Here is a 14782-nt window from a genome sequence, read left to right on the forward strand (position 1 = left end):
AAAAGCCCCCAACTCACATGGTGTGATTGGAGGCTTTCTTTTTATTTGTTCAGCACCTGATTGGAAACATCGCTGATTTGCTTTAATTCCTCTTCGGTTAGTGTGAATTGCATGGCCTTCACATTTTCTTCGGCATGATGCGTCTTCGACGCGCCTGGGATCGCAAATACTGTCTCCCCATGCGCATGGATCAACCAATTCAGCGCGATCTGCGTCGGTGACGCATCATAGATGACCGCGAGCTCATCCAACTTATCTATCAGCGGCTTTGACTTCTGGAGCCCTGCGCCACGAAAAGCCGAAGTGAATTTGCGCGGACCTTTGATCGCTTTCACCAGCGCTGGATTCTTGTGAAACTTACCACTAAGAATGCCCTGCTCCAGCGGTGAATACGCGATAATCGCAACACCCAGCTCTTTCGCAGCATCCATGATGCCATTATGCTCAATGCGGCGATCCAGCAAGCTATATTTCACTTGGTTGGAAATAAGACGAAGTCCATGCTCACCCAGGACGCGGTCGGCTTCACGCATTTTGTCAGCGGAGAAATTGCTGACACCCACGTTCTTGATTTTGCCCCGCTTCACCAGCTCAGCCATCGCGTTCATTTCCTCACGAACGGACGAGAACGAAAAAGGCTGATGCACCTGATGCAGCTCAATTGTCCGGTTCTCTAGCAAGCGAATGCGCTCATCGATGGTGCTCGTGATGCTGCTAGCCGTGCGCAGCAGCGGCCACCACTTCGTAGCAATATGAGCTCCTTCAGCCAATGGTCCTGCTTCACGCAACGCTTCTGCCAGCATTTGCTCCGATTGACCTTTTCCGTAGACCTCCGCTGTATCAAACCAATTGATCCCGCCCTTGAGACTGGTTTGCACAATGCTTCGCACATCTTCCTTCTGCAACACCGGCCAAAACCTGCCAACCATCCCCTGACCGTTGCTGAATTGCCAGCAACCCAGTCCGAGTGGTGACAAGGCCAGAGACGAGCTGCCCATCTGCCTGCGTACTGCTTTCCCCGCCATACTTTCACCCATTCCTTGCTATGATGTGATTCTCCCATTGATTATACACGATATCCGTGGGAATCACCCGACTCGCGCGCGGGGCTTGAGTATTCGTTTTCGTCATTCCTATTCAATAAGAAAAACTCAGGCTGCCGAGAAAGTCTCAACGGCCTGAGTTAGTCCAGTTCCTATTCTATTGGTAATCCTTCTCTTTCTTCACCAATTCATCATAAGCCGCTTCAGGCGTAATTTTACCGAACATCACTTTTTCACCAATGTCCTTATAGTCACAACTTCATCCCAATCGAACACAACCACTGTGAAGCTCATTCCTAGTTAACACGAAAAACCAAAAAAGAGCTGCCCTCAGCAGCTCCTATCTCAACTAACCCTACTCACACAGTTACGCGCGCACTCGCTTCTTCCTGGCTCGAAGACAATGCCTCCCGCTTCATGAAGAAGCATGCGATGAACGCCACAACCCCAAACCCGAAACCGATCGCGAATATATGTTGAAAACTCTCAGCAAAAACGGACTTGCTCATCAGCAGCAGATCCGCCGACAGCTCGCGCTCCATCTGTACGCTACTCCCTTGATCCGTCATAAGAACCTCCTTATAACCTGCTATGAGATTGACTTCATCAGCCCGTAAACCAAGTATTAATTCGTTACATCTATTATAGAGCTATAAACTCCCCCACTCATCAGACCCAAGCTTTAACCTCATCTCGGTCTAGAGATGTAGTTTGCTAGGCTATGGTATACTGTCCTCATACCTCACAATCGAAGGAGTTCAGAACCCTTGAACGTGTTATACAAGGAACAAACCGCCCATCATGACATCACCATTTATGACACCAACACCTTTTCGGATGAAAAAGGGAGCTTCCGCATCTTGGAATTTTCCAATCAGGCCATGCAAGGTGCGATGGATTTGCTGCATCCGGACCGTATTCTTTTTGAATATCCACGGGCAATGATTCATCTCATGCAAATAAACGCTCCACACTTCCAACGTGTTTTCCTTATCGGACACGGCATTGGCACCATCGCTTCCCACTTTAAGGAGAAACGCTTCACCGTTGCGGAGCTGGATGAGCATGTCGTAGCGCTTAGCAGGCGCTATTTCGGCTACGGCCAAGATAATGTGCATATCGGTGACGGAAGACAGCTCCTTCACAGCGAGCCTCCAAGCACCTACGATTATATTCTTGTTGATGCTTTTACCGATAAAGGCACACCCCTGTCGTTAACGTCATTAACTTTTTTCCAAATGGCTGGGGAAAAGCTCGACGCCGAAGGCGCCATCCTCCTGAATCTTATGGGCAAAGGTGAGCATGATCCGCTCCTCGCAGCCATCCATACCACGCTTAGCGAGGTATTTCCGTACGTGAAAGCTTATAAGCTTCCGGCCGAGGGGCGCCGCGATCTGCAGAATATCATCCTGATGGGTCAAAATAAGCCGATCACCTGCCACCGCCGCCATATGGCCGGCTTCCTTGAAATAGAGCCAAGCTATGGGCATATCCTGATGGATGAAGCCTAATTTCCTTATTTTATTCACCTGGGGGAGTTGTTTGCTTCCTATCGTTTATAATAAAATGTAAGAAGAAAAAAAGTTCAATAGAAAAGGTGTCATTCATGAGCATATTAAATGTAGAACGACTTAGTCACGGCTTTGGAGATCGCGCGATCTTCAACGATGTATCCTTCCGCCTGTTGAAAGGCGAGCACATCGGACTTATCGGCGCAAATGGTGAAGGGAAATCCACCTTCATGAACATCATTACCGGGAAACTTCAGCCGGACGATGGGAAAGTCGAATGGTCCAAGCGCATGCGCGTTGGTTACCTGGATCAGCATGCGGTGCTGAGCAAAGGAATGACGATGCGCGATGTCCTTAAGGGAGCCTTCCAGTATCTGTTCGATATGGAACAAGAAATGAACGATATGTACGGTCGTATGGGCGACGTTTCCCCTGAAGAGCTTGAGCGCTTGCTTGAGGATGTAGGAACGATTCAAGATACATTAACGAATCAAGATTTCTACATGATCGATGCCAAAATCGAAGAAACGGCCCGCGGTCTGGGTCTGACAGATATCGGCTTGGATAAAGACGTGAATGATTTGAGCGGCGGGCAGCGGACGAAGGTTCTGCTTGCGAAGCTGTTGCTAGAGAAGCCAGACATTCTGCTTCTCGATGAGCCGACGAACTATCTGGATGAGCAGCATATCGAATGGTTGAAACGCTACCTCAACGAATATGAGAATGCCTTCATCCTCATTTCCCATGACATTCCGTTCCTGAACAGCGTTATCAACTTGATTTACCACATGGAAAATCAAGCTTTGAACCGTTACGTTGGTGACTACGATCACTTCCTAGAAGTCCACGAAATGAGAAAATCCCAGCTGGAGTCCGCGTACAAGCGCCAACAGCAGGAAATTTCTGAGTTGAAAGACTTCGTTGCTCGCAACAAAGCGAGTGTCGCCACACGTAACATGGCGATGTCGAGACAGAAGAAGCTCGACAAGATGGATGTTATTGAGCTTGCCAAGGAAAAGCCAAAACCACAATTCAACTTCAAAGAAGGGCGTACGTCAGGTAAGCTCATTTTTGAAGCGACAGATCTGGTTATCGGTTACGACACACCGTTATCCCGTCCGCTTAACCTGCGCATGGAGCGCGGGCAGAAGATTGCTCTCGTCGGTGCCAACGGGATCGGTAAAACGACGTTGCTGCGCAGCATTTTAGGCGAAATCCCTGCTTTAGCGGGTTCCGTGCACAAAGGTGAAAATCAGCAGGTCGGCTACTTCCAACAAGAAATCAAAGAATCTAATAACAATACGTGTATCGACGAGGTTTGGAATGAGTTCCCTTCGTTGAATCAATTCGAAGTACGCGCGGCGCTTGCTCGCTGTGGACTCACAACCAAGCATATCGAGAGCAAGATTGTTGTGCTCAGCGGTGGTGAAAAAGCGAAAGTTCGCTTATGTAAGCTGATCAATCGCGAAACGAATCTGCTTGTACTCGATGAGCCTACGAACCATTTGGATGTCGACGCGAAGGAAGAGCTGAAGCGTGCACTGAAAGCATACAAAGGCAGCATCATTCTGATCTCCCATGAACCTGATTTCTATCGCGATGTCGTGACGGAAACATGGAACTGTGAGTCCTGGACGACGAAAGTGTTCTAAACGATTTATACAATCCCCTCGATCTGCATAAGATCGCAGGGGATTTCTTCATTCTCGGTAAGTGAACTGAACGTTAACTGATCTCAGACCATCTGACGCTCAAATCTGGACAAACTCATTCAAATATGATACATTATGTATCATTAAATAGTTACTTCCCTACACTTTGTCCCTGTCACATATCCCTTACCTACGAACGCACGCATCCGAATTCAGCCACGGAAAGCGAGGAATTGTATGCTTGTTCTACGATCCTTTTTTCAGAGAAAAATGCTGGTATTGCTGCTCATTCTCTGCTTCTCCGACGCATTATTTACCGATATCGGCCTGCAGCTAGACTTCATTCAAGAAGCAAACCCGTTCATCCGCAGTCTCTACGAATGGCATGTCATCGCTTACTATCTCGTGAAGCTCATATTCCCTATTGCTCTGATGTTCATGTTTCCTTATATCCGCCAGAAATTCTGGGCGCAGCCCTTTTTAACTCTTACCGTTATTGTGTATGCCGCCGTCAACGTGTATCATTTCGTCTGGCTATCTTATGGACTAACGTATCTCGCTAGTAACACTTAGTAGAAAGAATTTGCTACTCATCGTATCTTAAACATAGACGCCTGATGTTCGCCAACCGACTCACTCGGTTCAACGTCAACATCAGGCCTCTTCGTCTACTTAGCTTGCAGCAACTATCGCGATCTCAACGAACCTCACTTACCACCACGGACTCACTGCGCATGCCAACAATCCCGTCGACTTCATTCTGTATACGTTTCAAAATGGGGAAGATCTGCATCGAGTCGAGCCCATTTTCCAGCTCTTTCTCCATGGCGAGCACCTCCGCCACTAACGCTTCCGCGTAGAAATTCGCGGCAATCCCTTTCAGCGTATGGATCTTCCTTTTCACTGCGACCAGCTCCCCGCCTATGATAAACGGTGTGATCTGGACACTGAAGTTACTATAATCTTGCTTGAATTTCTCCATCATATATTGGAAAATATGCAGCTTATGATCGATATTCCGCATCAATTGCTCCACGCCAACACCTTGATATTGGTTTAACCAGCTGGAATGCTCCCATTTCCCCAGCATGTCTGTCAGCTGCCGTTCCGTAATCGGCTTAATGAGCAGATCATTCATTCCCAGCTTCAGAAGCTGCATGCGATCCTGCATAAGCATATTCGCGGTGAGCGCTACGATTGGCACGAGGTTCAAGCTCTTACGCTGTCTCAGCTTCTGTGTGGCCTCATAGCCATCCATCTCCGGCATATGAATATCCATGAGAATAAGCTTCCACGACTGCGTCTCAGCCAGTTCTAACGCTTCAAGGCCATTCTGCGCCATCACCGCGTGATAACCTAGTTGCTTTAGCAGCTCCGAGATAACGAGTTGATTAATCTCATTATCCTCGACCACGAGAATGTTCCCTTTGGACTCAGTTACCTGCATCCCAGCCGGGGCTGTTGTCAGACTCGGTTCCGTTACCACGTTCCGTGCCTCTCGCTTAGCTAACCCTTCGACGGCCGTCCTCAGATTAGCTCTACTCACTGGCTTCACTACCACGCTATCTGCCCGCAGCGCTTCCGGCAGCTCCGACATCTGTTCCCTGCCATCGAGCGTCGTATAGGCGATTATCTTCGTACGTGAGCGGTCAATTGGAGCCATCACTTGCTCTAGCCCCTCTTGATGTTGAAGCTCCTCCATTTGCATATCAAGAAGCACGTAATCGACTGGAGCGGCATTCCGAGCATCCTGCTCTACTGCGGCTACCAAATCTGCCGCTGTCGTTACGATATCTGTCTGCAAGTGCATATCTCTCAGTAATTCAGCGATATGCTCTGCAACTAGAAGGTGGTCCTCGGCAATCCGAATTCGCTGATCCTTAATTGAAATAGAATTCTCATGCATTTCGGAAGGCTGTGCTTCCACTTCAGGATGCGCTTTTCCTAGCATCAAGCTGAAGTAGAATCGGCTGCCTTGGCCAAGGGTGGACTCCACCTGTAAGACACCGCCCATAGATTGCACCAAATGCTGGCAAATAACAAGCCCTAACCCCGTCCCGCCATATCGCCGACTCATCGACGTATCTGCTTGAGAGAATGGAACGAACAGCTTCGAGAGCTGCTCCTTGGAGATACCTATGCCGGTATCCTCCATGACAAACGAGAGCAAGTAACCTTCATCTGAGGTTCCCTCCAGCGCGACTTTTAATCTCAAATAGCCCCGCTTGGTAAACTTAATGGCATTATTCGTTAAATTAATAAGCACCTGCTCCAAACGAAAAGGATCTCCAGTAACTAGATCAGGCAGGTCTTCGGACGTATCCAGCATGATCTCGATTCGCTTCTTTCCAAGCGAAACACTCGCAAGATCAGCTACCTTCTGGAGAGATGACGCTAAGGAGAAATCTACTGTTTCTAGTGTCATTTTGCCCGCTTCTAGCTTCGAGAAATCAAGAATATCGTTAATCGTAGCGAGCAGAACATTAGAGGAGGAATCTATTTTGCTCAAATAATCCTGTTGGATTGTCGATAGCTCTGTTCGTTGTAAAAGCAGTGACAGACCGATGATCCCGTTCAGCGGCGTGCGTATTTCATGACTCATCCTAGCTAAGAATTGACTCTTGGCTCTATTGGATTGATCGGCTTCTTCCCGCTTCTTCAGATCCGTAATATCGTGAACCGTTCCCGTTACGCCATCGATCTCTATTTCCCCATCGGTGAATAGGGGAGACAACGTGACATTATACGCATACGCCGATCCGTCTGGATGCAGGAGTTGAATACCGAATTGCTGCGTTTTCCGCTCCAAAATCGTTAATTCGAACCACATATTCCATGTCTCAGGCTCGTCCATCTGAACCAAATCCGTTAACAGCTTCCCTTTTACTTGGTCGGTATTCAAGTTGTATGTAAGATTCATCTTACTATTAGACGAAGCAATTGTGCCATCCAAACGAAATCTGAATATGAAATCCTCTGAATTTTCGACCAAAGTCCGATACTGCTCATCCCTAGCCTTCGCTTTAATTAATGCGGCGCGGTGCTCCGTAACATCACAGGCAGACCCAATTAACTCCGTCACATACCCGAATTTGTATATTGGCACAAGACTTACCAGAATCGTAAAGCCATTGTATTCATACTCGTAATTAACGCGTTCACCCTGCCAAGCCTTATCGTAGTATTGCCGGATTCGAGCTAGAAAGGATGCATTGAGCACATTCACATCGCTAATCCTTTTGCCAATAAATTGACTAGGGTGTAAACCCAACATCTGCAACAGCTGTCCTTCAATTACGATGTAAACGTATTCATCGCGGTGTTTATGCAGTTTAAATGTGAATCCGGGCTGAGAACGCAGCATATCAATCAGTTCTTCCTCTACTTGCCGAATCTGCTGCTTATACTCCCGATTTCGAACCAAATACCGCATAAAGCAAGCAATGACGAAAACGCACATCAACTGATAGCTGATATATTTCCAGATGACATCAAGTGATGTCCCGTATACCATCCAGATCATGGCATAATAAAAAACAAAAAAGAACGTTGATCCAGCGAACCACTTTATCCAATAAGAGTTTATTTTGGAAAATATGATACCTGTTCCTGTAACCGCTGCGAAGCCTATCAATAGCAATGGCAATGAAATCGTACCTTCCACAATGTATCTCCCTATCCATAAACAGACAAAGGTAATGAATAAAGAAATGATGCCTCCCATATAGGCAGCTAGCAACAAACCAACACCGCGGAAATTCAGACTTACTTGTGGAGCCATTTGAATGCTGAAATTCATCAGAACGACTACAAGCGCCCCATGTGCCAACCCAATATAGAGTTTATTTAACCAGGTTGGCCGCTGATCAAGATTCATGAGAAGAAAGAAGTGTTCTACGAATACGACAAAGACGGTTATTAACGCAAAATTGATAATCAAATCACGTAACAGAGGAATCACCAACCCGTTTCTGACTCTAGTGAGAAGATCTCTATCGAGGCATTCCAACAATGAGCAGCCTCGCTTAGATGTGTATATGATCGCAGTATTTGGTGCCGAAAACATATACTTCATTATTCTACCACTTTATCTAGGCTAGTTGAAACAACATTTCTTCAATATATCCAACTTCAACTGGTTTGCTATAGTAATACCCTTGAACGTAGCGGCAGCCATACTCGCGTAATACCTGCAGTTCTTCCTCTGTTTCGACACCTTCCGCAACAACGGTAAGGTTCAAATCTTTCGCCATTGTCAGGATCGTATTAACAATGACCGCGTTCACTTGTCCATGTTGCAAACCTTTAATGAAAGATTTATCAATTTTCATTTTATCGACAGGTAAATCACGCAGGTATCCGAGTGAGCTGTATCCTGTTCCGAAATCGTCCATAGCAATGCGGAGACCTAGTTGCTTTAGCTTTCCAAGCGCATCTGCCGCTAATCTGGCGTCCACACTTAAGCTCTCCGTTATCTCGATCTCCAAATACTGAGGATCTAGGCCAGTTTCCTTAAGAATCCCAGCGATGGTCTTACTAAGATGGCAATCATTGAACTGTTTTCTAGATATATTAACGGCTACGAACATGGGTGGAAGCCCCACTGACTGCCATTTCTGATTCTGTTTACAAGCTTCTTTCAGTACCCACTCCCCGACCTCGTGAATGAGCCCGCTTTCTTCTGCGATCGCAATAAATTCCGCTGGGGGTACATTCCCTAAGTAGGGATTATCCCAACGAAGCAGACACTCCATCCCTACAATGCAGTTCGTTTCGATATCTACAACAGGCTGATACACGAGCTTAAACTCTTGTCCCGTTATCGCTCTGCGCAAATAAAACTCAATATCCATCCGTCTCTGCAGGATAGCTCCATTGATAAATGGCAATCCAGCCTGCGAGTTGTCCATATGTCCTTCTGAATGTTCTGCTGCGGGATATACACCTTTGACACCATTTTGAATGGCTACTTTGCACCGTTCTAGGAAGTAGGTGATAACCCCCTCACCCTCTAAACCTGAAACTAACATCTCTTTATGAAAATAATCAACCGCGCCAAATCGCATCGCTTGGATGGTTTGAACCGACCCTTCTGATGTATGTTTGCTCAGCATAATCACTGGAATAGGACTATGGTCCATAATAAGTTGGAGTGCCGTAAGCCCTAGCAAATCGGGCAAGTCCATATCAATTAGGACCAATTCTGGCTTATCACGTAACATACACGCCAATGCGGCACTGCCATGCGCTACAATTCCTGTCAGTATGAGCTGTTTATCCTGCTCCAATATGGTCGTAATGACCTCCTGAGTATGCTCGGATATACTCACCAATAGTACTCCGTACCTGCCTGTCAGACCCATCTTCTCCCCACCTCTTCAAGCCATTCTTACTTATAACCCCATTGTACTTTCCACTTATTAGGTTACTTCCTTAAATCCTATGAATTTTACACCTATTTTTCGCTAATAATTTACTAATAATTTTTATGTTTTCTTATTTGAAAACGGTTTACTCTTAAAATTCGACAGCGTATAATAGAATTATTAGCTAAATATTAGCAACATCACTCACCTCTTCACTTTTTACGAATTTCAAATTAGAAAACTATGCGTTAGGGGGGACTTCTAATGGACAGAGTTCTATTAATTGAGGACGATGATATAATCGGTGAGATGATCTGCATGTATCTGAAAGAGGAAGACTTCTTAGTTCTCAGGTGCCATAACGGACAAGAGGGTCTAACGGCTCTGCACGATTTCCAGCCAGACCTGATTCTACTTGATCTTATTCTTCCAGACTTTGAAGGTACAGAGCTATGTAATTCCTTGCGAGGACTAACACCCGTTCCGATTATTATCATCTCTTCAAATTCCAAAGTCAGTGAGAAAATCGAAGCCTTTACTGTTGGAGCCGATGATTATTTATGCAAGCCATTCAGTATGCATGAAATGAAGGCCCGCATTCAAGTCTTACTACGTCGCTTCAAGAAGGAACTACCCGCCGAGCAGCAGCCTGCACCACCTACCCCGATTCGCCAACGGATTACCGTTCCCGCTATGGAGCTCCAAATTAATTTAGAGAAACGCACCTTGCACGTACGAGGCGAATCTATCGAAATGACTTTCTCTGAGTTCGAGCTCATTCGATTGTTAGTTGAACATCCTGAGCGGGTTTACCGTCGCGAAGACCTGATTAATGCTTTACGCGGATTCGATTCCTACATAAATGAGCGTGCGATTGACGTACATATTACGAATTTGCGCAGGAAAATTGAGATCAATCCTAAAGAACCAAAATATATAAAAACCGTATGGGGCGTAGGCTATAAATTTGTTATCTAAAATTCAACTAAGCATCGACTCGATCCGTTATTGGATGGGGTCTTATTTTTTACATACCAACCCAATAAAGAAGCGCATGCCCTTTTCGGTCGCATGCGCTTCTTTATTGGGTTGCGAATATAATTACTCACTCACTACACGGTTTCTTAAAGAACTCAACACGATTCATGACCTGGGTAATCGTGAACTGACCTAGGTAATCAATTGTGCGCTGTTCGGCTTCCGTTAGTATTTTCTCCAGCTCTGCATCCAGCAGTTCACCAGCTTCACCGCACTCAGAGTCGCCTTCGGCCTCAACACATCCAAGACTTACAGCGGAGTATACGTCTCCCAGTGTAATTTCTTCGGCCCGCTTCCGCAGCATATAGCCGCCTTCACGCCCGCCTTTGGATTGGGCGATCCCTGCATCTGCGAGTGACTGCATCACTCTGCGCATAAAGGTTGCATGTGAATCCACTTGGCTCGCGATCGTCGCACTGGATAGAAGGCAACCACTGTTAGCTAACCAGACAATGGCGTGAACAGCTATTTTGAAACGTGGCGGACCTATGTTCACTCCGCGATTGGCAGTACTCACTCGACACACTCCTATTGATCCGCAGCATCGTCAATGCCCAGTTTAGTAAACTCATTATAGCATCACGAAGAAGCGCAATAAAGCTTGATACAGCCTTTTCTAGATGTTACTCGCATGAACTCTTAAGGGACATTGGATTCGGCAAATTCTTGTTCAGTCATTACCTGTGCCGTGTCATATGTATCCTTCAGGCGCTTTATGTCAGCCTTAGGAGGAAAACCAAACATGCGAGAATATTCACGGCTAAACTGAGATGCACTTTCATAGCCTACCCTGTAGGCAACCTCTGTAGCATCAGCAGACTCCGTTAATAGTAGGCGCCGAGCTGCTTGCAACCTAATCTGTTTTTGGAATTGAAGAGGGCTCATAGCCGTGATTTCTTTAAAGTGTCTATGAAACGAAGAAACACTCATATTCGCTATTTCGGCTAATTCTTCCATCCGCAGCGAACGATCATAGTTATTCATTAATTGTTCAATAACACCTTGAATTTGATGGGTTGGGCTTCCTTCCATTACAATTTGCTCCAACACAGTTCCATTCTCTCCCTGCAGCACGCGATAAAGAATTTCCTTCGTAAATAGTGGAGCAAGCACTGGAATATCTTTAGGATTATCAAGCAAACGGACAAGCCTCATAACCGCATCTAACAAAGAGGATTCCATCTGGCTGACAAACATAGCTCGCTTAGGATTCCCTTTCGAATCCACTCGAAAATCAGAATCATGCAGAACCTCTAAGATTTGACTCGGTGAAAATTCAAGCTTGAAACCCAAATATGGAACATCCGGCGTGGCTTCCGTTACTTGGGCGGTTACTGGTAAGTGAACCGATGTAACAAGGTAATCAGCAGGACTGTATGTAAAGCGCTCCTGCCCTAGCCATACCTCCTTCACCCCTTGAACTACCATACAGAAGGAAGGCTTGTAAACTCCGTTTCGTTGATCAGCAGCATCCGAGACACGCATGAAAAACAAGGACGGAATAGCCGTCGGGTGAACACCATCCTTTTCCGAATAGCGCTCAATGATTTGGGCAAGCTCATTCTGCAGTTTGGTCATTATTTCAGACATTGAATTCTCCTTGTTCCTATTTTAATAATTCGATTATAGTCCCTATTTGTCTTTTACATAAGTGGCAGTGAGAGGATTAGGCAAACATTTGGCATGAATGGGATAACGTTCTCTTTGTCGTCTGGTGCATAATAAGAATGTGAAGAGCAGGAATCATACATGGCAAAAAAGACTGAATCGGCTTATAGATCATTTTCTAATAATGGAGGAAATACGATGCAAAAAGTAATTTTGAACAATGGTGTTGAGATGCCTATCCTCGGTTATGGTGTTTTTCAGATTGCAGATCCCAATGAATGTGAACAATGCGTCTATGACGCTATTATGGCAGGCTACCGGCTGATTGATACTGCTGCCTCTTACCTGAATGAAGAAGCAGTTGGCAGAGCGATCAAACGGAGTGGCATCGCAAGAGAGAAATTATTCATCACTACGAAACTTTGGGTTCAGGATGCTGGATATGAGCGTACAAAAAAAGCATTTGAAACATCACTTGCAAAATTACAATTGGATTATTTGGATTTATATTTAATTCATCAGCCTTTCGGCGATGTGCATGGTTCTTGGCGCGCTATGGAGGCGTTGTATCGTGAAGGAAAGGTCCGTGCAATTGGCGTTAGTAACTTCCATGAGGATCGTCTGATCGACTTGATCATTCATAATGAAATCGTCCCTGCTGTAAACCAGGTTGAAACGCACCCATTCAACCAACAAGTCGAACATGCAAAATTCATGAAAGAAAATAATGTTCAGATCGAATCCTGGGCGCCTTTTGCTGAAGGAAAAAATAACTTATTCCAGAATGAGGTATTGGTATCCCTAGCTGAGAAGTATAATAAATCCGTTGCTCAGGTGGTTTTACGTTGGTTGATACAAAGAGAAGTCGTTGTGATTCCAAAGTCTGTTCGTAAAGAAAGAATGATCGAAAACTTCAGCATCTTTGATTTTGAATTAAGCCAAGCGGACTTGGAGTCGATGTCTACGTTAGATACGAAACAGAGCTTGTTCTTTTCGCATCGCGATCCTGAAGTAGTGAAAAGGATCGGTACCCGTAAACTTGATCGCTAATCATGATTGCAAACTTCTATACAAATAACCCGGTTCAAGCCTCGTGGCCTGCCGGGTTATTTTTTTACCATGCTCAGTGTTGTGTGCGAATGAGAAGACCAACTTTACTTCTTATCCTTCACTCTTATGGAACCTAGTGTCGCGCTCTCAGGAAGGGCATGTCCCTTCGACTTCGACAACCCAATTCGTTGCGACGTATAGATGCCTGAGTGACCGGAGAACAGATAACTCACAATACATGCCATGAACATGTAGATGATCCCCTCGGAGCCAAACAGCTCGACGCCCATGATGAAGCAAGCGAGTGGCGTGTTCGTTGCGCCACTGAATACCGCGATAAGTCCAAGCGCAGCCAAGAATGGCGCGGATAGCCCCAACAGATCGGCAAGCGAATTGCCCATCGTGGCGCCAACGACGAACAAGGGAGTCACTTCCCCGCCGAGATAGCCCGCTCCGAGCGTTAACGCGGTAAAGATGGTCTTCCACAAGAACGCCAAATGGCCTACTTGCGCTTCGAACGATTGCTGTAATAGCGGTATACCGAGTCCGAGGTAATCCCTCGTTCTGAACACCGCGACCAGCGCAATGATAACGAGACCGCCGACGAAGGCTCTCCATACAGGGTTGGCGAATAGCCGCGTGTACAGCTTTTTCATCCCATGGGTAAGCTCACTAAATAAGATACTGGCTAGACCAAATAGGATAGAAGCAAACACCACCTTGAGAACAACCCCTGTGGATAACTGTGGCACGGCTCCCATGGCATATTGCATATGGTGAATCCCCCAAGCCGTGGTAACCAGATTCGCTATGAAGCTGGCGATAAAGCAAGGGATCAGCGCCTGATACCGCATCATCCCAATCGCAGCCACTTCCAAGCCAAAGATGGTTCCCGCAAGCGGTGTTCCAAACACGGAGCCGAACCCGCTGCTGATGCCGCACATGAGCAGGATTTTCCGATCATTTTCGTCGACTTTGAATATCTTTCCGATCCACTCGGCAAAGCTTCCCCCCATTTGAACAGCCGTCCCTTCGCGGCCTGCAGATCCCCCAAGTAGGTGAGTGACCAGTGTCCCGATGAGCACCAAAGGCGCCATGCGAAAGGGAACCGTCTCCTTGCCCTCATGAAGCTGTTCGAGGATCAGGTTATTCCCCCTGCCCGCATTTTTGCCGGTTTTCAGATAGACATAAGCCATCATCGCTCCGCCTAAGGGTAAAAGAAACAACAACCATGAATGGTTCAATCGCTTCTCGGTTACAAGATCTAAGCCAGCTAGAAACAGTGCAGAAGCTGACCCCGTTATCATGCCCACGAGGCTCCCATAGAACATCCATTTTACTAACGAACCGATAAGTGCAACATGCATGAATTTGGCGGCATGCTCGAATGCCTTAAGACGATATTTCAACGACTTTCACCCCTCATTGAAAGGCCTAGTGCTGTACTGGTTCTACGCATTATTTTCGTTAGATATTTACATGATTTTGGAAATCGCCGTCACGTCAGCTTGTCT

12 protein-coding genes are annotated in these 14782 nt (G+C 46.3%); 5 read left to right on the plus strand and 7 right to left on the minus strand.

The window, feature by feature from the left end; translation table 11 throughout:
- Positions 1–41: 41 nt before the first annotated feature.
- A complete protein-coding gene (locus tag AC58QO_RS31015; protein WP_497272428.1) occupies positions 42–1025 on the minus strand; it encodes an aldo/keto reductase in 984 nt (327 codons plus the stop codon).
- 377 nt (positions 1026–1402) lie between these two features.
- Positions 1403–1612, minus strand: a complete 210-nt coding sequence (locus AC58QO_RS31020) for a hypothetical protein (RefSeq protein ID WP_497272430.1) — start codon at positions 1610–1612, stop codon at positions 1403–1405.
- A gap of 198 nt (positions 1613–1810) precedes the next feature.
- On the opposite strand from AC58QO_RS31020, the gene AC58QO_RS31025 reads away from it, so the two are divergent.
- The 3 genes from AC58QO_RS31025 to AC58QO_RS31035 all read left to right on the plus strand — a co-directional run bounded on the left by AC58QO_RS31025 (position 1811) and on the right by AC58QO_RS31035 (position 4779).
- Positions 1811–2554 (plus strand): spermidine synthase, encoded by a 744-nt coding sequence (locus AC58QO_RS31025; protein WP_497272432.1) that lies wholly within the window; start codon positions 1811–1813, stop codon positions 2552–2554.
- A 95-nt stretch (positions 2555–2649) separates the two neighbouring features.
- Positions 2650–4206, plus strand: coding sequence for an ABC-F family ATP-binding cassette domain-containing protein (locus AC58QO_RS31030; RefSeq protein ID WP_497272434.1), 1557 nt, complete (start codon positions 2650–2652; stop codon positions 4204–4206).
- Between the two features lie 237 nt (positions 4207–4443).
- Positions 4444–4779 carry a DUF5658 family protein gene (locus AC58QO_RS31035; RefSeq protein WP_497272436.1) on the plus strand — a complete coding sequence of 112 codons (336 nt, stop codon included), beginning with the start codon at positions 4444–4446 and terminating at the stop codon, positions 4777–4779.
- 124 nt (positions 4780–4903) lie between these two features.
- Here AC58QO_RS31035 and AC58QO_RS31040 read toward each other — a convergent pair whose 3' ends face one another.
- Both AC58QO_RS31040 and AC58QO_RS31045 read right to left on the minus strand, forming a co-directional pair.
- The gene (locus AC58QO_RS31040; protein WP_497272438.1) at positions 4904–8281 is read right to left on the minus strand and encodes a response regulator; all 3378 of its coding nucleotides are present in this window, start codon (positions 8279–8281) and stop codon (positions 4904–4906) included.
- A gap of 16 nt (positions 8282–8297) precedes the next feature.
- Entirely contained in the window at positions 8298–9569 is a 1272-nt protein-coding gene (locus tag AC58QO_RS31045; RefSeq protein ID WP_497272440.1) for a GGDEF/EAL domain-containing response regulator, read from the minus strand.
- A gap of 267 nt (positions 9570–9836) precedes the next feature.
- Here AC58QO_RS31045 and AC58QO_RS31050 point away from each other — a divergent pair, with 267 nt between their 5' ends.
- Positions 9837–10550 (plus strand): response regulator transcription factor, encoded by a 714-nt coding sequence (locus tag AC58QO_RS31050; RefSeq protein ID WP_497272442.1) that lies wholly within the window; start codon positions 9837–9839, stop codon positions 10548–10550.
- 127 nt (positions 10551–10677) lie between these two features.
- On the opposite strand, the gene AC58QO_RS31055 is transcribed toward AC58QO_RS31050, so the two are convergent.
- Positions 10678–11127, minus strand: a complete 450-nt coding sequence (locus AC58QO_RS31055) for an RrF2 family transcriptional regulator (RefSeq protein ID WP_497272443.1) — start codon at positions 11125–11127, stop codon at positions 10678–10680.
- 122 nt (positions 11128–11249) lie between these two features.
- On the minus strand, positions 11250–12200 hold the full coding sequence (locus AC58QO_RS31060; RefSeq protein ID WP_497272445.1) for an AraC family transcriptional regulator: 951 nt from the start codon (positions 12198–12200) through the stop codon (positions 11250–11252).
- 216 nt (positions 12201–12416) lie between these two features.
- On the opposite strand from AC58QO_RS31060, the gene AC58QO_RS31065 reads away from it, so the two are divergent.
- Positions 12417–13268 carry an aldo/keto reductase gene (locus tag AC58QO_RS31065; protein WP_497272447.1) on the plus strand — a complete coding sequence of 284 codons (852 nt, stop codon included), beginning with the start codon at positions 12417–12419 and terminating at the stop codon, positions 13266–13268.
- A 104-nt stretch (positions 13269–13372) separates the two neighbouring features.
- Here the strand turns inward: AC58QO_RS31065 and AC58QO_RS31070 are convergent, their stop codons facing one another.
- Positions 13373–14635, minus strand: coding sequence for a voltage-gated chloride channel family protein (locus tag AC58QO_RS31070; protein ID WP_497272517.1), 1263 nt, complete (start codon positions 14633–14635; stop codon positions 13373–13375).
- Positions 14636–14782: the final 147 nt, after the last annotated feature.

Source organism: Paenibacillus sp. J31R30, assembly GCF_059692115.1.